The sequence below is a fragment of the Actinomycetospora succinea genome (assembly GCF_004363095.1).
Classification (GTDB): Bacteria; Actinomycetota; Actinomycetes; order Mycobacteriales; family Pseudonocardiaceae; genus Actinomycetospora; species Actinomycetospora succinea.
This window is the reverse complement of sequence record NZ_SNYO01000012.1, coordinates 137,333-159,364: the sequence shown is the minus strand read 5'-3', so window position 1 is coordinate 159,364 and position 22,032 is coordinate 137,333. Positions and strand designations below refer to the sequence as shown.

Below are 22,032 nucleotides of genomic sequence, written 5' to 3'. Positions count from 1 at the left end.
GACCCCGCCGGCGCTCCCCCTGTCCGGCGGACGACCTGAGGAGCTGAGCGCCACGTCCCCGACGACGGCCCAGAAGGCCCCCGAGAACGACGAGGCCACGACGAAGAAGGCGGCGACCCCCGAGCAGCGCCGCCGGCGTCTGGTGACCGTGCTCGCCGTCCTGACGGTCCTGGCCCTCGCGGCCGCCGTCGCGAGCGGCGTGTACTGGTGGATCGGGACGCAGAGCGACGACGCGAGCGCCGCGGCCATGCGTGACGAGGCGACCGACGCCGCCGAGCAGATCGTCGTCAACATCAACACGGTTCGGCCGTCGACGCTGGACGCGGACCTCGAGGCCGCCCAGTCGTCGCTGACGGAGCCGATGCTCGGTGAGTACCAGCGGGTCCGGCAGCAGTTCGCCGAGAACCTGCGCCAGTCGCAGGCCGAGGTCATCGCCACGCCGGTGTCCTCGTCGCTGACGGCCTTCGATCCCGCACACCAGCCGCCGACGGCCTCGGCGATCGTGGCGATCGACGTCAACGCCCGCAGCGCCACCGCGCAGCCCCAGTCCAAGCAGCAGCTGTTCCTCGTCGAGATGATCCGCACGCCGGACGGCTGGAAGGCCGCCAAGGCGACGCCCTCGACCGGACAGCAGTAGCCGCGGCCCACAAGAAAGGGGGAGTGACTGTGCCACCCCGCTCCCGCACCAAGCCCGGCGCCACGAACCGCCGCCCGAAGGTCGCCGGACTCCGCCAGCACGCTCACGCGGGCGCCGGCGCGCCGCCGGTCGACGACGTCGAGTCGCCCGAGGTCGAGGACCGCCTCGACGCCCCGGTCGAGACGCAGGCCGCAGCGCCCGTCGAGGCGCCCGTCGAGACGCCGACCGAGACGGCCCCCGTCGCCACGACGACGGAGGCCCCGGAGACGCGCGACGCCGAGCCCGACGCGACGCCGGAGACCACCGCGCTGTCGACCCCTGCCGCCACGGAGGCGGACACGCCTGCCGCGTCCCCGGACGTCGCCGCGGACCGCGGAGACGATGCCGAGGCCGACGACGACGCCACCGACGCGAAGCCCACCGTCGCCACGACCGTGACGGCCCCGCGGACCAACCGCGCCCGCCGCGGCACGCGGATGACACCGCGCGCCGTGCCCGCGGAGGACGTCGAGACCGCCGCGCCGACCCGCACGAGGAAGCCGGCGCGGACTGCCACCCAGGCTGCCCCGCAGCGCTTCGTGCGCCAGCGGGAGGCGCTGGGCCGGTTCGCCGGCTCGCGCGCCCTGCCGATCACGCTGGTCGTCGCGATCGTCGTCTGCCTCGTCCTCGGCGGTCTGGCGTTCTGGAAGGGCCGCGAGGCCTGGACGACCGGGCCGGTGAGCAACCAGGCCGTCATCGACGTCGGTGGCACCGCCGAGCTCGTCGGGCAGAGCCGCGAGGCGATCGAGAAGATCTTCTCGTACGACTTCTCCCGCCTCGACGACTCGGCCGACGCGGCGCGGACCATGTCGACCGGCCAGTTCGCCGACCGGTACATGTCCGTGTTCGACCAGACCATCCGGCAGCCGGCCCAGCAGCAGCAGCTGCGGCAGACGGCGACGGTCGTGAACATCGGCGTGACGTCGCTGACCGGCGACCGGGCGACGCTCATGGCGCTCACCCAGTTCTCCGCTCAGCGCACCACGACCGGCCAGTCGACGAATGCCCCGGGGCTGCTGCGCCTCGACATGGAGCGCGTCGACGGGCGCTGGAAGCTCGCCGAACTGACCCCCCTGACGGCCAACCGATAGATCCGTTCCACGACGCGCCGGGCGGGCCACGACCTGATCGTGGCCCGCCCGGCGCGTTCTCGTGTGCCCTGACCTGCACGGGGTCCGCTGTGCTGGCCGGGCGACACCCAGCGCGTCCCACTTGACTCCGGGGGCACGGGCGGTCACTCTGTTCGCAGCGCGGCGCCCCTGCGTCAGACCCCGGAGGTCGATCCCGCCTCGTGCGGACGCTCCTCCTCCGGCGCGTCACGAGGGGGGCCGTTCGACAGGTGCCGCCACGTGTGGCTAGACTGTCGGATCGCGCTGCCCTACGTCTGTTTCGCTCACCCGTGTGCCGACGCCCGGGCCGCGTCCACGCCGACCGGGGCGCTGCGCTGCCCTCCGGACGGTGAAGCTACTGACAGCGTTCAGACAGCGTTGTTCCGGAAGGACGCATCTTGGCAGTTACCCGCGCCACCAAGGTCTCGAACCACCACGCGTCGTTCCCCGGGGCACCCACCCGGGTCTCTTTCGCCAAGCTGGACCAGCCTCTCGAGGTTCCCGACCTGCTCTCCCTGCAGACCCAGTCCTTCGAGTGGCTGGTCGGCAGCGAGGAGTGGTTCGAGCGTCGCGTGGAGGCGGGTGAGGAGCTCCCCGCCGGTGGCCTGGAGGAGGTCCTCTCCGAGATCTCCCCGATCGAGGACTTCTCCGGCTCGATGAGCCTGTCCTTCTCCGACCCGCGCTTCGACGAGGTCAAGGCCTCCGTCGAGGAGTGCAAGGACAAGGACATGACGTACTCGGCCCCGCTGTTCGTCACGGCCGAGTTCACCAACAACACCACTGGTGAGATCAAGAGCCAGACGGTCTTCATGGGCGACTTTCCCGTGATGACCGACAAGGGCACGTTCATCATCAATGGCACCGAGCGCGTCGTGGTCTCGCAGCTCGTCCGTTCCCCCGGTGTCTACTTCGACCGTTCGGTCGACAAGACCACCGACAAGGACGTCTACAGCGTCAAGATCATCCCCAGTCGCGGCGCGTGGCTCGAGTTCGACGTCGACAAGCGCGACACCGTCGGTGTGCGCATCGACCGCAAGCGCCGGCAGCCGGTCACCGTGCTGCTGAAGGCCCTCGGCTGGACCACCGAGCAGATCCAGGAGAAGTTCCACTTCTCCGAGACGCTGCTGGCCACCCTGGAGAAGGACTCCACCGCCGGGCAGGACGAGGCCCTGCTCGACATCTACCGCAAGCTGCGTCCGGGCGAGCCGCCCACGCGCGAGAGCGCCCAGACGCTCCTGGAGAACCTCTTCTTCAAGGACAAGCGCTACGACCTGGCGAAGGTCGGCCGCTACAAGGTCAACAAGAAGCTCGGGTCGGACGTCGACCCGTCCACGGGCACGCTGACCGAGGACGACATCATCAACACGATCTCCTACCTCGTGCGCCTGCACGCGGGGGAGACCGAGGTCGCGGCGCCCGACGGCTCCGGCGAGATCCCCGTCGAGACCGACGACATCGACCACTTCGGCAACCGCCGCCTGCGCACCGTCGGCGAGCTCATCCAGAACCAGATCCGGGTGGGCCTCTCCCGCATGGAGCGCGTCGTGCGCGAGCGCATGACGACGCAGGACGTCGAGGCCATCACGCCGCAGACCCTGATCAACATCCGGCCCGTCGTGGCCGCGATCAAGGAGTTCTTCGGCACCTCGCAGCTCTCGCAGTTCATGGACCAGACCAACCCGCTCGCGGGCCTGACCCACAAGCGCCGGCTCTCGGCGCTGGGTCCGGGCGGTCTGTCGCGTGAGCGGGCCGGCATGGAGGTCCGCGACGTCCACCCGTCGCACTACGGCCGCATGTGCCCGATCGAGACGCCGGAGGGCCCGAACATCGGCCTGATCGGCTCGCTGTCGAGCTTCGCGCGGGTGAACCCGTTCGGCTTCATCGAGACGCCGTACCGCAAGGTCGTCGAGGGTGTCGTCACCGACCAGATCGACTACCTGACGGCCGACGAGGAGGACCGCTTCGTCGTCGCGCAGGCCAACGCGCCGCTCGACGAGGACGGCCACTACACCGAGGACCGCGTGCTGGTCCGGCGCAAGGGCGGCGACGTCGACCTCATCGCGCCGACCCGCGTCGACTACATGGACGTCTCGCCGCGCCAGATGGTGTCGGTCGCGACGGCCATGATCCCGTTCCTCGAGCACGACGACGCCAACCGCGCGCTCATGGGCGCCAACATGCAGCGCCAGTCGGTGCCGCTGCTGCGCTCCGAGTCGCCGCTGGTCGGCACGGGCATGGAGCTGCGGGCCGCCGTCGACGCCGGCGACGTCATCGCGACCGACCGCGGCGGAGTGGTCGAGGAGCTCTGCGCGGACTACATCACGATCATGGACGACGAGGGTCAGCGCACGACCCACCGTCTCCACAAGTTCACGCGGTCCAACCAGGGCACCTGCATCAACCAGAAGCCGATCGTCTCCGAGGGCGACCGCGTCGAGGCCCGCCAGGTCCTCGCCGACGGGCCGTGCACCGAGGACGGCGAGATGGCCCTCGGGAAGAACCTCCTGGTGGCGATCATGCCGTGGGAGGGCCACAACTACGAGGACGCGATCATCCTGTCGCAGCGCCTCGTGCAGGACGACGTCCTGACCTCGATCCACATCGAGGAGCACGAGATCGACGCCCGCGACACCAAGCTGGGCGCCGAGGAGATCACCCGGGACATCCCGAACGTCTCCGAGGAGGTCCTGGCCGACCTCGACGAGCGCGGCATCATCCGCATCGGTGCCGAGGTCGCGGACGGCGACATCCTCGTCGGCAAGGTGACGCCGAAGGGCGAGACCGAGCTGACGCCGGAGGAGCGCCTGCTGCGCGCGATCTTCGGTGAGAAGGCGCGCGAGGTGCGCGACACCTCGCTCAAGGTCCCGCACGGCGAGACCGGCAAGGTCATCGGCATCCGGGTGTTCTCCCGCGACGACGACGACGAGCTGCCGCCCGGGGTCAACGAGCTGGTCCGCGTCTACGTGGCCCAGAAGCGCAAGATCTCCGAGGGCGACAAGCTCGCCGGCCGCCACGGCAACAAGGGCGTCATCGGCAAGATCCTGCCGGTCGAGGACATGCCGTTCCTCGCCGACGGGACGCCGGTCGACATCGTCCTCAACACCCACGGTGTGCCGCGACGGATGAACATCGGCCAGGTGCTCGAGACCCACCTCGGGTGGATCGCGAAGAGCGGCTGGGAGGTCGACCCGGACAACACCGCCGAGTGGGCGGTGACCATGCCCGACGACATGCGGCGGGTGGAGCCCGACACGAACACGGCGACGCCGGTGTTCGACGGTGCCCGCCAGGCCGAGATCTCGGGCCTGCTCGGGTCGACGCTGCCCAACCGCGACGGCGTGCGACTGGTCGGCGAGGACGGCAAGGCGCAGATCTTCGACGGACGTACCGGCGAGCCCTACCCGCACCAGATCGCGGTGGGCTACATGTACATCCTCAAGCTGCTGCACCTGGTGGACGACAAGATCCACGCCCGGTCGACGGGCCCGTACTCGATGATCACCCAGCAGCCGCTGGGCGGGAAGGCGCAGTTCGGCGGTCAGCGCTTCGGCGAGATGGAGTGCTGGGCCATGCAGGCCTACGGCGCGGCCTACACGCTGCAGGAGCTGCTGACCATCAAGTCCGACGACGTGCTCGGCCGCGTGAAGGTCTACGAGGCCATCGTCAAGGGCGAGAACATCCCCGAGCCGGGCATCCCCGAGTCGTTCAAGGTGCTGCTCAAGGAGCTCCAGTCGCTGTGCCTCAACGTGGAGGTGCTGTCGTCCGACGGTGCCGCCATCGAGATGCGCGACGGCGACGACGAGGACCTCGAGCGTGCGGCCGCGAACCTCGGCATCAACCTGTCCCGCAACGAGTCGCCGTCGGTCGACGACGTCGTCAACTAGCACCTCGCAGCCCCGGGCCGGGAGCCACCGCTCCCGGCCCGGGGCCCGCGGACCCTCTCGATAAACAGCTCACCCATCCAGGGGAGAACCTTTGCTCGACGTCAACTTCTTCGACGAGCTGCGGATCGGTCTGGCCACCGCCGACGACATCCGCCAGTGGTCCTTCGGCGAGGTCAAGAAGCCCGAGACCATCAACTACCGCACGCTCAAGCCCGAGAAGGACGGCCTCTTCTGCGAGAAGATCTTCGGCCCCACTCGGGACTGGGAGTGCTACTGCGGCAAGTACAAGCGCGTCCGCTTCAAGGGCATCATCTGTGAGCGCTGCGGCGTCGAGGTGACCCGGGCCAAGGTGCGCCGCGAGCGCATGGGCCACATCGAGCTGGCCGCGCCGGTCACGCACATCTGGTACTTCAAGGGCGTCCCCTCGCGCCTGGGCTACCTGCTGGACCTGGCGCCCAAGGACCTCGAGAAGATCATCTACTTCGCTGCCTACGTGATCACCGAGGTGAACACCGAGCAGCGGCACAACGACCAGTCGACGCTGGAGAACGAGATCTCGGGGGAGCGCAAGCGCCTCGAGACCCAGCGCGACAACGACCTCGAGGCCCGCGCGCAGAAGCTCGAGAGCGACATCGCCGAGCTCGAGGCCGAGGGCGCGAAGTCCGACGTCCGCCGCAAGGTCAAGGAGGGCGGCGAGCGCGAGATGCGCCAGCTGCGCGACCGTGCGCAGCGCGAGATCGACCGCCTGGACGAGGTCTGGACCACGTTCACCAAGCTCGACCGTGGCCAGCTGATCTCGGACGAGACGCTCTACCGCGAGCTCTACGACCGCTACGCGGACTACTTCACCGGCGCCATGGGTGCCGAGGCGATCCAGAAGCTCCTGGAGACCTTCGACATCGACGCCGAGGCCGACAACCTCCGCGAGACCATCCGCAGCGGCAAGGGGCAGCGCAAGCTGCGCGCACTCAAGCGGCTCAAGGTCGTCGCGGCGTTCCAGGCCACGGGCAACCGTCCCACCGGCATGGTGCTCGACTGCGTCCCGGTCATCCCGCCGGACCTGCGCCCGATGGTGCAGCTCGACGGTGGCCGCTTCGCGACGTCGGACCTCAACGACCTGTACCGCCGGGTCATCAACCGCAACAACCGCCTCAAGCGACTGATCGACCTCGGCGCGCCCGAGATCATCGTCAACAACGAGAAGCGGATGCTGCAGGAGGCCGTCGACGCGCTGTTCGACAACGGCCGCCGCGGCCGGCCGGTCACCGGCCCGGGCAACCGCCCGCTGAAGTCGCTGTCCGACCTGCTCAAGGGCAAGCAGGGCCGGTTCCGCCAGAACCTGCTCGGCAAGCGCGTCGACTACTCCGGCCGTTCGGTCATCGTCGTCGGCCCGCAGCTCAAGCTGCACCAGTGCGGCCTGCCCAAGCAGATGGCGCTCGAGCTGTTCAAGCCGTTCGTCATGAAGCGGCTGGTCGACCTCAACCACGCCCAGAACATCAAGTCCGCGAAGCGGATGGTCGAGCGTCAGCGCGGCCAGGTCTGGGACGTGCTCGAGGAGGTCATCAACGAGCACCCGGTGATGCTGAACCGGGCGCCCACGCTGCACCGCCTCGGCATCCAGGCCTTCGAGCCGCAGCTGGTCGAGGGCAAGGCGATCCAGCTGCACCCGCTGGTCTGCGAGGCGTTCAACGCCGACTTCGACGGTGACCAGATGGCGGTCCACCTGCCGCTGTCCGCCGAGGCGCAGGCCGAGGCCCGCATCCTCATGCTCTCGGCGAACAACATCCTGTCGCCGGCGTCGGGCAAGCCGCTGGCCATGCCCCGCCTCGACATGGTGACGGGTCTGTACTACCTGACCCAGCGCCGCGAGGGCACCACGGGCGAGGGCCAGGCGTTCTCGTCGCCCGCCGAGGCGATCATGGCCTACGACCTGGGGTCGCTCGACCTGCAGGCGCCGTGCCGGATCCGCGTCGACGGCACGGTCGTGCCCGGCCCGGGGATGACCAACGGGGAGTACGAGCCCGGCAAGCCGTGGCTCGCCAACACCACCCTGGGTCGCGTGCTCTTCAACGAGCTGCTGCCGGAGGACTACCCCTTCGTCAACGACCAGCTCCCGAAGAAGCGCCAGGCCGCGATCATCAACGACCTGGCCGAGCGCTACTCGATGACCGAGGTCGCGATGACCCTGGACCGGCTCAAGGACGCCGGCTTCCACTGGGCCACGCGCTCCGGGGTCACGATCGCGATCGACGACGTCGTCGTGCCCCCGCGCAAGCAGGAGATCCTCGACGAGTACGAGGGCCGCGCGGAGCAGGTCAACAAGCGCTACCAGCGTGGTGCGCTCTCCTACCAGGAGCGCAACGACGAGATGGTGCGCATCTGGGGCCAGGCCACCGAGGAGGTGGCCAAGGCGATGGAGGACAACTTCCCCGCGGACAACTCGATCTCGCGGATCGTCGCCTCCGGCGCGGCCGGCAACATGACCCAGGTGCGCCAGCTCGCGGGCATGAAGGGCCTGGTCGCGAACCCCAAGGGTGAGTTCATCCCGCGGCCGATCAAGTCCAACTTCCGCGAGGGCTTCTCGGTGGTCGAGTACTTCATCTCGACCCACGGCACGCGCAAGGGTCTCGCCGACACCGCGCTGCGCACCGCCGACTCGGGCTACCTGACCCGGCGTCTCGTCGACGTGTCGCAGGACGTCATCGTCCGCGAGATCGACTGCGGCACCGAGCGCGGCATCCCGATGCCGATCGGCGAGGAGGGCCCGAACGGGACTCTGGTGCGCGACATCCACGTCGACACCAGCGTCTACACCCGGACGGCGGCCTCGGCGGTCACCGACGACGCCGGCACCGTCCTGCTCGACCGCGGCGCCGACATCGGCCAGCAGGCGATCGACGCCCTCCTGGGCGCCGGCGTCGGCAAGGTCCGTGTCCGCAGCGTCCTGACCTGCGACTCGGCGCAGGGCGTCTGCGCGATGTGCTACGGCCGTTCGCTGGCGACCGGCAAGCTCGTCGACGTCGGCGAGGCGGTCGGCATCGTCGCCGCGCAGTCGATCGGTGAGCCCGGCACGCAGCTCACGATGCGCACCTTCCACACCGGTGGCGTCGCGGGTGAGGACATCACCACGGGTCTGCCGCGTGTGCAGGAGCTCTTCGAGGCCCGCGTCCCGAAGGGCAAGGCGCCCATCGCGGACGTCGACGGCCGCATCCAGCTCGAGGACGGCGACAAGTTCTGGAAGATCACCCTCATCCCGGACGACGGGAGCGAGGAGGTCGTCTACGACAAGCTGTCCAAGCGCCAGCGGCTCGCGACCCTCACGGTCGACGGGTCCGAGCGCCCGCTGCAGGACGGCGACCACGTCGGCGTCGGGCAGCAGCTGCTCGAGGGCACGGCCGACCCGCACGAGGTCCTGCGCGTGATGGGCCCCCGCGAGGTGCAGCTGCACCTCGTCGACCAGGTGCAGAAGGTGTACCGGTCGCAGGGTGTGTCCATCCACGACAAGCACATCGAGGTCATCGTCCGGCAGATGCTCCGCCGGGTGACGATCATCGACTCGGGCGCCACCGAGTTCCTGCCCGGTGGTGTCGTCGACCGCGCCGAGTTCGAGGCGTCCAACCGCAAGGTGGTCTCCGAGGGCGGCGACCCGGCGGCGGCCCGCCCGGTGCTCATGGGCATCACGAAGGCCTCGCTGGCCACCGAGTCGTGGCTGTCCGCCGCCTCCTTCCAGGAGACGACGCGCATCCTGACCAACGCGGCGATCGAGGGGAAGTCCGACAGCCTCGTGGGGCTGAAGGAGAACGTGATCATCGGCAAGCTGATCCCGGCCGGCACCGGCATCAACCGGTACCGGAACATCCAGGTCCAGCCGACCGAGGAGGCCCGCGCGGCGGCCTACGCCCTGCCGAGCTACGACGACGGGTACTACGCCCCGGACGTCTTCGGCTCCGGCACGGGTGCGGCCGTGCCGCTCGACGACTACGACTTCGGGCAGTTCCGCTGACCTCGTAGTTCCACGCGACACCGGAGGGCGTCCCCGCGACCGCGGGGGCGCCCTCTGTCGTGTGTGCGGGGCCGGACGGCACCGGGAATGGCCGGCCACGGGGCGGCGTTGCACCGGTCACGGGGACACGGCGCGGGCGCGGGTTGCGGGTCGCGTGCGCGCAGGTATCCTCGCCTCCAGTCCGGTCGGCGCGGTGCAGTTCCCCGCGTCGGTATGGCCGAGCAGTCGGCGGTCGAGGACGTCCGAGGGGCCGCGGCGCAGGACACCGACGGCGTCGCCGGGCCGCTGAACGCGGCGTCCGGCACCCTGATCCGACCCGCTGCGACGTGCCCTCAGGCACACGCGTACTCTGGTGTCCAGTGCCCGACGTGGTCGGGTCGCTCCGCGTGCCCCGGATGTGTGGTGCGCCGGTCCGAGGACGACGAGGACCCTGGCGCCCCCGACGACGGGACGGCCCGCCGCAGGCGTGCCGTGTCGCGGGGCAGCGAGCCCGAACAGAGCGCAGCAGAGGAACGGATACAGCCGGTCGATGCCCACCATCCAGCAGTTGGTCCGCAGGGGCCGCGAGGACAAGGTCGAGAAGACCAAGACCGCGGCCCTCAAGGGGAGCCCGCAGCGCCGCGGCGTCTGCACGCGCGTCTACACCACCACGCCCAAGAAGCCGAACTCCGCGCTGCGGAAGGTCGCGCGCGTCCGGCTCTCGAACGGCATCGAGGTCACGGCCTACATCCCCGGTGAGGGCCACAACCTGCAGGAGCACTCGATCGTGCTCGTGCGCGGCGGTCGCGTGAAGGACCTGCCGGGCGTTCGCTACAAGATCATTCGCGGCGCGCTGGACACGCAGGCGGTCAAGAACCGCAAGCAGGCCCGCAGCCGCTACGGGACGAAGAAGGACAAGAGCTGACATGCCGCGCAAGGGACCCGCTCCGAAGCGTCCGCTCGTCGCCGACCCGGTCTACGGGTCGCCGCTCGTGACGCAGCTCGTGAACAAGGTGCTCGTCGACGGCAAGCGCTCCCTGGCCGAGCGCATCGTCTACGGGGCGATGGAGGGCTGCCGCGAGCGCAACGGCGCCGACCCCGTCGTCACGCTCAAGCGGGCGCTGGACAACGTCAAGCCGGCCCTCGAGGTCCGCAGCCGCCGCGTCGGTGGCGCGACCTACCAGGTGCCGATCGAGGTCCGCGCCGGCCGCTCGACCACGCTCGGCCTGCGCTGGCTCATCACGTACTCCCGCGCCCGCCGCGAGAAGACGATGATCGAGCGGCTGACGAACGAGCTCCTCGACGCCTCGAACGGCCTCGGTGCCGCCGTGAAGCGTCGCGAGGACACGCACAAGATGGCGGAGTCGAACAAGGCGTTCGCGCACTACCGCTGGTGATCCGGGGGAGCGCCCGGGTGCGAACCACCCGGGCCCTCCACGGGTCGAGACCCATCCGCCGCGGGACCCGCGGCGACGAACCGACGGGAAGAGGAATCTCGTGGCACGCGACGTGCTGACCGACCTGGGCAAGGTCCGCAACATCGGGATCATGGCCCACATCGACGCGGGCAAGACGACCACGACCGAACGCGTCCTGTTCTACACCGGCATCAACTACAAGATCGGTGAGGTCCACGACGGCGCGGCCACGATGGACTGGATGGAGGAGGAGCAGAAGCGCGGCATCACGATCACGTCCGCCGCGACGACCTGCTTCTGGAAAGACCACCAGATCAACATCATCGACACGCCGGGCCACGTCGACTTCACGGTCGAGGTGGAGCGCTCGCTGCGCGTCCTGGACGGCGCCGTCGCCGTCTTCGACGGCAAGGAGGGCGTCGAGCCGCAGTCCGAGACGGTGTGGCGGCAGGCCGACACGTACAACGTGCCGCGCATCTGCTTCGTCAACAAGATGGACAAGCTCGGTGCGGACTTCTACTTCACCGTGCAGACCATCAAGGACCGCCTCGGCGCGAAGCCGCTGGTCCTGCAGCTGCCGATGGGGTCCGAATCGGAGTTCTACGGCGTCATCGACCTGGTCCGCATGCGTGCGCTGACCTGGCGCGGCGAGGTCTCCAAGGGCGAGGACTACGCGGTCGAGGAGATCCCGGCCGACCGTCTCGAGGAGGTCGAGGAGTACCGCACGGCGCTCCTCGAGGCCATCGCCGAGAACGACGAGGCGCTCATGGAGCGCTACTTCGCCGGCGAGGAGCTCACGGTCGAGGAGATCGAGCACGGCATCCGCGCCGTGACGGTCACCGGCGACTACTACCCGGTCATCTGCGGCTCGGCGTTCAAGAACAAGGGCGTGCAGCCCATGCTCGACGCCGTCATCGCGTACCTGCCGGCCCCGACCGACGTCCCGGCCGTGAACGGCACGCTGCTCGACGGCGAGACCGAGGTGCAGCGCCACGCGAGCACCGACGAGCCGTTCTCCGCGCTCGCGTTCAAGATCGCCGCGCACCCGTTCTACGGGAAGCTGACCTACGTCCGCGTGTACTCGGGCAAGCTCGCCCAGGGCACGCAGATCATCAACTCGACCAAGGACCGGAAGGAGCGCATCGGCAAGTTGCTGCAGATGCACTCCAACAAGGAGAACCCGGTCGACGAGGCCCGCGCCGGCCACATCTACGCGGTGGTGGGCCTGAAGGACACGACCACGGGCGACACCCTCTGCGACCCGCAGAACCCGGTGATCCTCGAGTCGATGACCTTCCCGGAGCCGGTCATCTCCGTCGCGGTCGAGCCGAAGTCGAAGGCCGACCAGGAGAAGCTCTCGACGGCCATCCAGCGTCTCGCCGACGAGGACCCGACCTTCCGGGTCAACCTCGACGACGAGACCGGCCAGACGATCATCTCGGGCATGGGCGAGCTCCACCTCGAGGTGCTGGTCAACCGGATGAAGTCGGACTTCAAGGTCGAGGCCAACATCGGCAAGCCGCAGGTGGCCTACCGCGAGACCATCCGGCAGACGGTCGAGAAGTACGAGTACACGCACAAGAAGCAGACCGGCGGCTCGGGGCAGTTCGCCCGCGTCATCATCAAGCTCGAGCCGCTCGAGAAGACGGCCGACGGCCCGCTCTACGAGTTCTCCAACAAGGTGACCGGCGGCCGCGTGCCGCGGGAGTACATCCCGTCGGTCGACGAGGGCGCCCAGGACGCGATGCAGTACGGCATCGTGGCCGGCTACCCGATGGTCGGGCTCAAGCTGACGCTGCTCGACGGGCAGTACCACGAGGTCGACTCGTCGGAGATGGCGTTCAAGGTGGCCGGCTCGATGGCGCTCAAGGAGGCGGCCCGCAAGGCCGACCCCGCGCTGCTCGAGCCGGTGATGGCGGTCGAGGTGAACACGCCCGAGGAGTACATGGGCGACGTCATCGGCGACCTCAACTCCCGCCGTGGCCAGATCCAGGCCATGGAGGAGCGGGCCGGCGGCCGCGTCGTGCGCGCGATCGTCCCGCTCTCGGAGATGTTCGGCTACGTCGGCGACCTGCGGTCGCGGACCCAGGGCCGGGCGAACTACTCCATGCAGTTCGAGCGCTACGCGGAGGTCCCGGCCAACGTGGCCAAGGAGATCATCGCGAAGGCGACCGGCGAGTGAGGCCGGTCCGTGACCCCGGTCGCGGACCAGGTCGCGGGCCGTCGCGGGGCTTTCGCTAGCCTCGTGTCGGCCCTCTCGGTCCTCCGAGACACGGCAGGACCCACCGACGAGCACCATCCGTTCCGTCCCACCACCAGGGACGGGCGGGAGAACAAAGTCCAGGAGGACGAGAGCAGTGGCGAAGGCCAAGTTCGAGCGGACCAAGCCGCACGTCAACATCGGCACCATCGGTCACATCGACCACGGGAAGACGACGCTCACCGCGGCGATCACCAAGGTGCTGCACGACAAGTTCCCGCAGCTGAACCAGGCGTCGGCGTTCGACATGATCGACAAGGCGCCCGAGGAGCGGCAGCGCGGCATCACGATCTCGATCGCGCACGTCGAGTACCAGACCGAGAAGCGCCACTACGCGCACGTCGACTGCCCCGGGCACGCCGACTACGTCAAGAACATGATCACCGGCGCGGCCCAGATGGACGGCGCCATCCTCGTGGTGGCCGCCACCGACGGCCCCATGCCGCAGACCCGCGAGCACGTGCTGCTCGCCCGCCAGGTCGGCGTCCCCTACATCGTGGTGGCGCTGAACAAGGCGGACATGGTCGACGACGAGGAGATCATGGAGCTCGTCGAGATGGAGGTCCGCGAGCTCCTGTCCTCGCAGGACTTCCCCGGCGACGACCTCCCCGTCGTCCGCGTCTCGGCGCTCAAGGCGCTCGAGGGCGACGCCGAGTGGGGCGACGCGATCATGTCGCTGATGGACGCCGTCGACGACAGCATCCCGTCGCCGGAGCGTGACACCGACAAGCCGTTCCTCATGCCCGTCGAGGACGTCTTCACCATCACCGGCCGCGGCACCGTCGTGACCGGCCGCGTCGAGCGCGGCATCGTCAAGGTGAACGAGGAGGTGGAGATCATCGGCATCCGCGCGAAGTCGACGAAGACCACCACCACGGGCATCGAGATGTTCCGCAAGCTCCTCGACGAGGGGCGCGCCGGCGACAACGTCGGTCTGCTCCTGCGCGGCATCAAGCGCGAGGACGTCGAGCGCGGCATGGTCATCGGCAAGCCGGGCTCGATCACCCCGCACACCGAGTTCGAGGGCCAGGTCTACATCCTGGGCAAGGACGAGGGCGGACGGCACACGCCGTTCTTCAACAACTACCGCCCGCAGTTCTACTTCCGGACGACCGACGTCACCGGCGTCGTGACGCTCCCGGAGGGCACCGAGATGGTCATGCCCGGTGACAACACCGAGATGTCCGTCCAGCTGATCCAGCCGATCGCCATGGAGGAGGGCCTCCAGTTCGCCATCCGTGAGGGTGGCCGGACGGTCGGCGCCGGTCAGGTCACGAAGATCAGCAAGTAGCACGAGGGGCCCCGGTGGTCGGGCGCGCGAGCGCCCGTGAGACACTGGTTCCCTAGCTCGCACAGGGCGGTCGGCTCATGCGGTATCGAGTCGGCCGCCCTGCTGTGAGCGGGGGTCCGAGAGCCACACCGTGGGCCCGGACCGCCGGCGACGAGCCGGGGGTCCACCGTGCCGCCGCCCCGTGAGGGGTGCGGGACGGACACACGTTGAACAGCGCGGGGTCCGCGGGGCCGCCGACGTGCGTGAGCACACGGCGGAGCCTGCCGACGGATTCGACACGCCCGACCGCGTGGACCGGAGACGGTCCTGCTCGGGTGGGAGTCCGACCGGCACGAGCACCGGGGCGTCTCGAGAACCTGGCCAGCCGCCGGGGGTGCACACCCCCGACGGGACGAGAAGAGGAACGGCAAAGCCACCATGGCGGGACAGAAGATCCGCATCCGGCTCAAGGCCTACGACCACGAAGCGATCGACGCGTCGGCTCGCAAGATCGTCGAGACCGTGACGCGCACCGGCGCCTCCGTGGTCGGGCCCGTGCCGCTGCCGACCGAGAAGAACATCTACTGCGTCATCCGGTCGCCGCACAAGTACAAGGACTCGCGCGAGCACTTCGAGATGCGCACGCACAAGCGACTGATCGACATCGTCGACCCCACGCCGAAGACGGTGGACGCGCTCATGCGCATCGACCTGCCGGCGAGCGTCGACGTGAACATCCAGTGAGGTCGGAGATGACTGCAGCACACTCCCCGGCCAAGCCGGAGCGGAAGATGAGCGGCGTCCTCGGCACCAAGGTCGGCATGACCCAGGTCTTCGACGAGGCGAACCGCATCGTCCCGGTGACCGTCGTGAAGGCCGGCCCCTGCGTCGTCACGCAGGTGCGGACGCCCTCGGTCGACGGCTACAACGCCGTGCAGATCGCCTACGGCGCCATCGACCCGCGCAAGGTGAACAAGCCCGAGACGGGCCACTTCTCCAAGGCCGGTGTCACCCCGCGGCGCCACCTCGCCGAGCTCCGCACGAGCGACGCGAGCGACTACGAGGTCGGCCAGGAGGTCACCGCGGAGGCGTTCGCCGCCGGTGCCGTCGTCGACGTCTCGGGCACGAGCAAGGGCAAGGGCACCGCCGGTGTCATGAAGCGCCACGGCTTCGGCGGCCTCGGGGCCAGCCACGGCACGCAGCGCAAGCACCGCTCGCCCGGCTCCATCGGTGGCTGCGCCACCCCGGCGCGCGTCTTCAAGGGCACGCGCATGGCCGGCCGCATGGGCAACGTCAAGACCACCACCCAGAACCTGACCGTGCACGGCGTCGACGCCGAGGCGGGTCTGCTGCTCATCCGCGGCGCCGTTCCCGGCCCGCGCGGCGGCCTCGTCCTCGTCACCTCGGCCGCCAAGGTCGACCCCGCGAAGGGCGGTGACCAGTGACCTCCCCCGACTCCTCCAAGGCCGCCGACGGACACACCCCCGGCGTGACCGACACCGAGGGCCACGACGGCGGCGAGCAGGTCTCGTCCCCGGCGACCTCGGCGACGGCCGCCGCGACCGCGACGCTGCGGGCATCGTCCTCGCAGACCGCGCGCCGCAGCGGCTTCTCGGCGGGCGAGGCCCGCCGTCAGGCGCGCCGCGACGCCCACGCCACGGCCGGCACCGGCGAGACCCGCACGGTCTCGGTGCACACGCCCGCGGGCGGCACCGACGGCACCGCCGAGCTCCCGGGCCAGCTGTTCGACGCCCCGGCGAGCACGGCGCTCATGCACCAGGTCGTCACCGCGCAGCTCGCGGCGGCCCGCCAGGGCACGCACGACACCAAGACGCGCGGCGAGGTCCGCGGCGGCGGCAAGAAGCCGTACCGCCAGAAGGGCACCGGCCGCGCCCGCCAGGGCTCGGTCCGCGCGCCGCAGTTCGCCGGCGGTGGCACCGTCCACGGGCCCACGCCGCGGGACTACGACCAGCGGACCCCGAAGAAGATGAAGGCGGCGGCCCTGCGCGGCGCGCTGTCGGACCGCGCCCGCCACGAGCGCATCCACGTCTTCTCCGCGCTGGTCGACGGCGACGCCCCCTCGACCAAGGGTGCGCGCACCGCGCTCGAGGGCGTCGTGACGCCGAGCCGTGACCACCGCCTGGTCCTCGCGGTCATCACCCGCGACGACGAGGCCGGCCGCCGCAGCGTGGCCAACCTGCCGGCGGTGCACCAGATCACGCCGGACCAGCTGAACACCTACGACGTCCTGCGCGCCGATGACGTGGTCTTCACGACCGCGGCGCTCGAGGCGTTCGTGGCCGCCCGCACCGCGGGTGGACAGGAGGCCGAGAAGTGATCGCCGACCCGCGAGACGTGATCATCGCGCCGGTCATCTCCGAGAAGAGCTACGGGCTCCTCGAGGAGCGCCAGTACACGTTCCTGGTGCGCCCGGACGCGAACAAGACGCAGATCAAGATCGCCGTCCAGCAGATCTTCGACGTGCAGGTCGCCAGCGTGAACACGCTGAACCGCGAGGGCAAGCGCAAGCGCTCCCGCCGCGGCTTCGGCAAGCGCAAGGACACCAAGCGCGCTGTCGTGACGGTGACGCCCGAGAGCCGGACCATCGACGTGTTCGGCGCGCCCGGGGCAGGGAGCTGACCAATGGGAATCCGTAGGTACAAGCCGACGACCTCCGGGCGGCGCGGCGCGAGCGTCTCGGACTTCGCCGAGATCACGCGCGACCACCCCGAGAAGTCGCTGATCCGCCCGCTGCACAACAAGGGCGGCCGCAACGTCACCGGGCGCATCACCACCCGGCACCAGGGCGGCGGCCACAAGCGGGCGTACCGGCTCATCGACTTCCGCCGTCACGACAAGGACGGCGTGCCGGCCAAGGTCGCGCACATCGAGTACGACCCGAACCGCAGCGCCCGCATCGCCCTGCTGCACTACGCCGACGGCGAGAAGCGCTACATCATCGCGCCGGAGCGCCTGAACCAGGGCGACACGATCGAGGCCGGTCCCAAGGCCGACATCAAGCCGGGCAACAACCTGCCGATGCGCAACATCCCCACCGGCACGGTGATCCACGCGATCGAGCTCCGCCCCGGCGGCGGCGCGAAGATCGCCCGCTCGGCCGGCGCCCGCGTCCAGCTGGTCGCGAAGGACGGGCCGTACGCCCAGCTGCGGATGCCTTCGGGCGAGATCCGCAACGTCGACGTCCGCTGCCGCGCCAGCATCGGCGAGGTCGGCAACGCCGAGCACTCGAACATCAACTGGGGCAAGGCGGGCCGCAACCGCTGGCGGGGCAAGCGCCCCACCGTCCGCGGTGTCGTCATGAACCCGGTCGACCACCCGCACGGCGGTGGCGAGGGCAAGACCTCGGGTGGTCGCCACCCGGTCAACCCCGCCGGCACGCCGGAGGGCCGTACCCGAGGCCGGAAGGAGAGCGACCGCATGATCGTGCGTCGCCGCCGCACCGGCAAGGGCAAGAAGAAGCGCTGACGGAGCAGGAGGGAGCGAAGCGATGCCACGCAGTCTCAAGAAGGGCCCGTTCGTCGACGACCACCTGCTCAAGAAGGTGGACGCGCTCAACGAGGCCAACCGCAAGACCGTCATCAGGACCTGGTCCCGTCGGTCGACGATCATCCCGGACATGATCGGCCACACGCTGGCCGTCCACGACGGGCGCAAGCACGTCCCGGTGTTCGTCTCGGAGTCCATGGTCGGGCACAAGCTCGGCGAGTTCGCCCCGACCCGCACGTTCCGCGGGCACATCAAGGAGGACCGCCGCTCCCGTCGTCGCTAGGACGACGCGGAGCGCGGGATCCCTCATGGCCCGAGACAAGGAAGGTACGTCCCAGATGGCTGCACCAGCCGACGCCGCAGACGCGGCCACGGCCCCTCGCGGTGCCGTGGCGCGGGCGCGCTACGTGCGCATGTCGCCGATGAAGGTCCGCCGCGTGGTGGACCTCGTCCGCGGCATGCCGGTCGGCCAGGCCGCCTCCGTGCTGCAGTTCGCGCAGCAGAAGGCGGCCGGCCCGGTGGCCAAGGTCGTCGCCAGTGCGGTGGCCAACGCCGAGAACAACGTCGACCTGGACCCGACGAACCTGGTGATCTCGACGATCACCGTGGACGAGGGTCCGACCATGAAGCGGTTCCAGCCCCGCGCGCAGGGCCGGGCGTACCGCATCCGGAAGCGGACCAGCCACATCTACGTCGAGGTGACCGAGGTGGCCCAGGCGCAGGGCGGCCGTTCGCGCGCTAAGAGGAGTGGCCGCTGATGGGCCAGAAGATCAACCCGCACGGCTTCCGCCTCGGTATCACCACCGACTGGAAGTCGCGCTGGTACGCCGACAAGCAGTACGCGGACTACGTCGCGGAGGACGTCAAGATCCGCCGCATGCTCTCCAAGGGCATGGAGCGGGCCGGGATCTCCAAGGTCGAGATCGAGCGCACCCGCGACCGCGTCCGCGTCGACATCCACACCGCGCGTCCCGGCATCGTCATCGGCCGCCGCGGCGCCGAGGCCGACCGCCTGCGCGGCAACCTCGAGAAGCTGACCGGCAAGCAGGTCCAGCTGAACATCCTCGAGGTCAAGGGCGCCGAGGCGGACGCGCAGCTCGTCGCGCAGGGCGTGGCCGAGCAGCTGTCCAACCGCGTGTCGTTCCGCCGCGCGATGCGCAAGGCCATGCAGTCGGCCATGCGCTCGCCGGGCGTCAAGGGCATCCGGGTGCAGTGCTCCGGCCGGCTCGGTGGCGCCGAGATGTCGCGCTCGGAGTTCTACCGCGAGGGCCGCGTGCCCCTGCACACGCTCCGCGCCGAGATCGACTACGGCCTGTTCGAGGCCCGGACCAACTTCGGCCGCATCGGCGTGAAGGTCTGGATCTACAAGGGCGACGTCGTCGGCGGGAAGCGCGAGTCGGAGCGCCAGGCCGCGCTCGACGCCGCGACCCGCGACCCCCGTGGCGGCCGTGGCCGCGGCGGCGGGAACGACCGCCCGCGTGGCCGCCGCTCGGGCTCGTCCGGCACGACCGGGACGAGCACCGAGGCCGGGCGCGCCGCCGCGGAGCAGGCCGCCGCCGGTGCCAGCACGGGTGGGGCGCCGGCCGGTGCCGCCCCCGAGGCCACCACGCAGACGGAGTCCTGAGCCATGCTGATCCCCCGCAAGGTCAAGTACCGCAAGCAGCACCGTCCGGACCGGACGGGCGCCGCCAAGGGTGGCACCCAGATGTCCTTCGGTGACTACGGCATCCAGGCCCTGGAGCACGCCTACGTCACCAACCGGCAGATCGAGTCCGCCCGTATCGCCATCACGCGGCACATCCGTCGTGGCGGCAAGGTGTGGATCAACATCTTCCCGGACCGGCCGCTGACCAAGAAGCCGGCCGAGACCCGCATGGGTTCCGGCAAGGGCTCGCCCGAGAAGTGGGTGGCGAACGTGAAGCCGGGCCGCGTCATGTTCGAGATGAGCTACCCGAACGAGGCCACGGCCCGCGAGGCCCTGCGCCGCGCGCAGCACAAGCTGCCGATGCGCTGCCGCATCGTGAGCCGTGAGGAGACCTTCTGATGGCCGCCGGAACCCCCGCCAGCGAGCTGCGCGAGCTCACGAGCGAGGAGCTCGTGGCCCGCGCCCGCGAGGCCAAGGCCGAGCTGTTCAACCTTCGCTTCCAGATGGCGACCGGACAGCTGGACAACAACCGCCGGCTGCGGACCGTCCGGCACGACATCGCGCGGATCTACACCGTGATGCGCGAGCGCGAGCTGGGCCTGTCCGTGGCCCCGGATGAGGAGGGAGCGGCATGACCAGCGCCGCCGACAGCGAGCAGGTGGCGTCCGAGGTCAAGGCCGACGCCCCCGCCGAGCAGAAGCCGGGCGACCGGAACGACGACCGCGGCCTCCGCAAGACCCGCGAGGGCCTGGTCGTCTCGGACAAGATGGCCAAGACCATCGTCGTCAGCCTCGAGGACCGGGTGAAGCACCCGCGCTACTCGAAGGTCATCCGGCGCACGAAGAAGGTCAAGGCGCACGACGAGAACAACACCGCAGGCCCCGGCGACCGCGTCCTCCTCATGGAGACCCGGCCGCTCTCGGCCACGAAGCGCTGGCGTCTCGTCGAGATCCTCGAGAAGGCCAAGTGAGCCCTAGAAACCGTCCGCTCGTGCGGGCAGGTCAGGAGAAGAAGCAGTGATCCAGCAGGAGTCGCGGCTGCGGGTCGCCGACAACACCGGTGCCAGGGAGATCCTGTGCATCCGTGTTCTCGGGGGCTCGTCGCGCCGCTACGCGGGCATCGGCGACGTCATCGTGGCGACGGTGAAGGAAGCCATCCCGGCCGCCGGCGTCAAGCGCGGCGAGGTGGTCAAGGCCGTCATCGTGCGCACCCGCAAGGAGAAGCGCCGCCCGGACGGCTCGTACATCAAGTTCGACGAGAACGCCGCCGTGCTCATCAAGAACGACCGTGAGCCCCGTGGGACCCGCATCTTCGGCCCCGTGGGCCGCGAGCTGCGCGACAAGAGGTTCATGCGGATCATCTCGCTCGCGCCGGAGGTGCTGTAGCAGATGAAGGTCAAGAAGGGCGACACGGTCGTCGTCATCGCCGGCAAGGACAAGGGCGCGAAGGGCAAGGTCATCCAGGCCTACCCGGACCGCGACAAGGTCCTCGTCGAGGGCGTCGGCCGGGTCAAGAAGCACACGGCCCAGTCCGCCAACCAGCGCGGTGCCCAGAGCGGCGGGATCGTCACGCAGGAGGCCCCGATCCACGTCTCGAACGTGATGGTCGTGGACGCCGACGGCAAGCCGACCCGCGTCGGGACCCGTGAGGGCGGCGAGAGCGAGCAGAAGCGCGTGCGCATCTCGCGGCGCAGCGGGAAGGACCTCTCGTGACCACCACCGAAGCTCCCGAGACGACCCGTCCCCGGCTGCAGCAGCGCTACCACGACGAGATCAAGTCGGCCCTGTCGGAGCAGTTCGGGTACGCGAACCCGATGTTGATCCCCGGCGTCGTCAAGGTCGTCGTGAACATGGGCGTCGGCGAGGCCGCGCGTGACTCGAAGCTGATGGAGGGCGCGGTCCGCGACCTCACCCTCATCGCCGGCCAGAAGCCGGAGATCCGCAAGGCCCGCAAGTCGATCGCGCAGTTCAAGCTGCGCGAGGGCATGCCGATCGGTGCCCGCGCGACCCTGCGGGGCGCGCGCATGTGGGAGTTCCTCGACCGGCTGCTGACCATCGGCCTGCCGCGCATCCGCGACTTCCGCGGGCTGTCGCCGAAGCAGTTCGACGGGTCCGGCAACTACACGTTCGGTCTCTCGGACCAGACGATGTTCCACGAGATCGACCAGGACTCGATCGACCGGCCGCGGGGGATGGACATCACCGTGGTCACCTCCGCGACGACCGACGAGGAGGGCCGGGCGCTGCTCCGTCAGCTCGGCTTCCCGTTCAGGGAGAACTGA

Annotated in this window: 22 protein-coding genes; all 22 read left to right on the top strand. The window is 69.9% G+C overall.

The features are described from left to right. Positions 1-148 precede the first annotated feature (148 nt). The 22 genes from EV188_RS28065 (at position 149) to rplE (ending at position 22,032) form a co-directional block, all read left to right on the top strand. On the top strand, positions 149-637 hold the full coding sequence (locus tag EV188_RS28065) for a hypothetical protein (RefSeq protein WP_133829627.1): 489 nt from the start codon (positions 149-151) through the stop codon (positions 635-637). 29 nt (positions 638-666) lie between these two features. Beyond that, positions 667-1,767 (top strand): hypothetical protein, encoded by a 1,101-nt coding sequence (locus EV188_RS28060; protein ID WP_133829626.1) that lies wholly within the window; start codon positions 667-669, stop codon positions 1,765-1,767. Positions 1,768-2,183: 416 nt separating this feature from the next. Further along, on the top strand, positions 2,184-5,669 hold the full coding sequence (rpoB, locus tag EV188_RS28055; protein WP_133829625.1) for a DNA-directed RNA polymerase subunit beta: 3,486 nt from the start codon (positions 2,184-2,186) through the stop codon (positions 5,667-5,669). A gap of 91 nt (positions 5,670-5,760) precedes the next feature. Beyond that, positions 5,761-9,672, top strand: coding sequence for a DNA-directed RNA polymerase subunit beta' (locus EV188_RS28050; RefSeq protein WP_133829624.1), 3,912 nt, complete (start codon positions 5,761-5,763; stop codon positions 9,670-9,672). 529 nt (positions 9,673-10,201) lie between these two features. Beyond that, positions 10,202-10,576: a 30S ribosomal protein S12 gene (gene rpsL, locus EV188_RS28045; protein WP_116708457.1), complete on the top strand. Its 375-nt coding sequence runs from the start codon at positions 10,202-10,204 to the stop codon at positions 10,574-10,576. Position 10,577: 1 nt separating this feature from the next. Next, a complete protein-coding gene (gene rpsG / locus EV188_RS28040; RefSeq protein WP_133829623.1) occupies positions 10,578-11,048 on the top strand; it encodes a 30S ribosomal protein S7 in 471 nt (156 codons plus the stop codon). A gap of 100 nt (positions 11,049-11,148) precedes the next feature. Beyond that, the gene (gene fusA, locus EV188_RS28035; protein WP_133829622.1) at positions 11,149-13,251 is read left to right on the top strand and encodes an elongation factor G; all 2,103 of its coding nucleotides are present in this window, start codon (positions 11,149-11,151) and stop codon (positions 13,249-13,251) included. A gap of 175 nt (positions 13,252-13,426) precedes the next feature. Next, a complete protein-coding gene (gene tuf, locus EV188_RS28030; protein ID WP_133829621.1) occupies positions 13,427-14,620 on the top strand; it encodes an elongation factor Tu in 1,194 nt (397 codons plus the stop codon). Positions 14,621-15,037: 417 nt separating this feature from the next. Then, positions 15,038-15,343 (top strand): 30S ribosomal protein S10, encoded by a 306-nt coding sequence (gene rpsJ, locus EV188_RS28025; protein ID WP_116708461.1) that lies wholly within the window; start codon positions 15,038-15,040, stop codon positions 15,341-15,343. Between the two features lie 8 nt (positions 15,344-15,351). Further along, positions 15,352-16,044, top strand: a complete 693-nt coding sequence (rplC, locus tag EV188_RS28020) for a 50S ribosomal protein L3 (RefSeq protein WP_133829620.1) — start codon at positions 15,352-15,354, stop codon at positions 16,042-16,044. 245 nt (positions 16,045-16,289) lie between these two features. After that, positions 16,290-16,937: a 50S ribosomal protein L4 gene (gene rplD / locus EV188_RS28015; protein ID WP_133829692.1), complete on the top strand. Its 648-nt coding sequence runs from the start codon at positions 16,290-16,292 to the stop codon at positions 16,935-16,937. Then, the gene (gene rplW / locus EV188_RS28010) at positions 16,934-17,239 is read left to right on the top strand and encodes a 50S ribosomal protein L23 (RefSeq protein ID WP_133829619.1); all 306 of its coding nucleotides are present in this window, start codon (positions 16,934-16,936) and stop codon (positions 17,237-17,239) included. The genes rplD and rplW overlap by 4 nt, the downstream gene beginning before the upstream one ends. 3 nt (positions 17,240-17,242) lie before the next feature. Continuing rightward, positions 17,243-18,085, top strand: coding sequence for a 50S ribosomal protein L2 (rplB, locus tag EV188_RS28005; RefSeq protein WP_133829618.1), 843 nt, complete (start codon positions 17,243-17,245; stop codon positions 18,083-18,085). A 22-nt stretch (positions 18,086-18,107) separates the two neighbouring features. Next, positions 18,108-18,389, top strand: coding sequence for a 30S ribosomal protein S19 (rpsS, locus tag EV188_RS28000; RefSeq protein ID WP_133829617.1), 282 nt, complete (start codon positions 18,108-18,110; stop codon positions 18,387-18,389). A gap of 55 nt (positions 18,390-18,444) precedes the next feature. Next, positions 18,445-18,864, top strand: coding sequence for a 50S ribosomal protein L22 (gene rplV / locus EV188_RS27995; protein WP_133829616.1), 420 nt, complete (start codon positions 18,445-18,447; stop codon positions 18,862-18,864). Next, the gene (gene rpsC / locus EV188_RS27990) at positions 18,864-19,730 is read left to right on the top strand and encodes a 30S ribosomal protein S3 (protein WP_133829615.1); all 867 of its coding nucleotides are present in this window, start codon (positions 18,864-18,866) and stop codon (positions 19,728-19,730) included. The genes rplV and rpsC overlap by 1 nt, the downstream gene beginning before the upstream one ends. Positions 19,731-19,733: 3 nt before the next feature. Next, on the top strand, positions 19,734-20,150 hold the full coding sequence (gene rplP / locus EV188_RS27985; protein WP_133829614.1) for a 50S ribosomal protein L16: 417 nt from the start codon (positions 19,734-19,736) through the stop codon (positions 20,148-20,150). After that, a complete protein-coding gene (gene rpmC / locus EV188_RS27980; RefSeq protein ID WP_133829613.1) occupies positions 20,150-20,386 on the top strand; it encodes a 50S ribosomal protein L29 in 237 nt (78 codons plus the stop codon). Before rplP ends, rpmC begins: the two co-directional genes overlap by 1 nt. Next, entirely contained in the window at positions 20,383-20,721 is a 339-nt protein-coding gene (gene rpsQ / locus EV188_RS27975; RefSeq protein ID WP_279536776.1) for a 30S ribosomal protein S17, read from the top strand. The genes rpmC and rpsQ overlap by 4 nt, the downstream gene beginning before the upstream one ends. A gap of 46 nt (positions 20,722-20,767) precedes the next feature. Beyond that, entirely contained in the window at positions 20,768-21,136 is a 369-nt protein-coding gene (rplN, locus tag EV188_RS27970; RefSeq protein WP_133829612.1) for a 50S ribosomal protein L14, read from the top strand. 3 nt (positions 21,137-21,139) lie between these two features. Then, positions 21,140-21,463 (top strand): 50S ribosomal protein L24, encoded by a 324-nt coding sequence (rplX, locus tag EV188_RS27965; protein ID WP_133829611.1) that lies wholly within the window; start codon positions 21,140-21,142, stop codon positions 21,461-21,463. Beyond that, positions 21,460-22,032 carry a 50S ribosomal protein L5 gene (gene rplE / locus EV188_RS27960; RefSeq protein ID WP_133829610.1) on the top strand — a complete coding sequence of 191 codons (573 nt, stop codon included), beginning with the start codon at positions 21,460-21,462 and terminating at the stop codon, positions 22,030-22,032. The genes rplX and rplE overlap by 4 nt, the downstream gene beginning before the upstream one ends.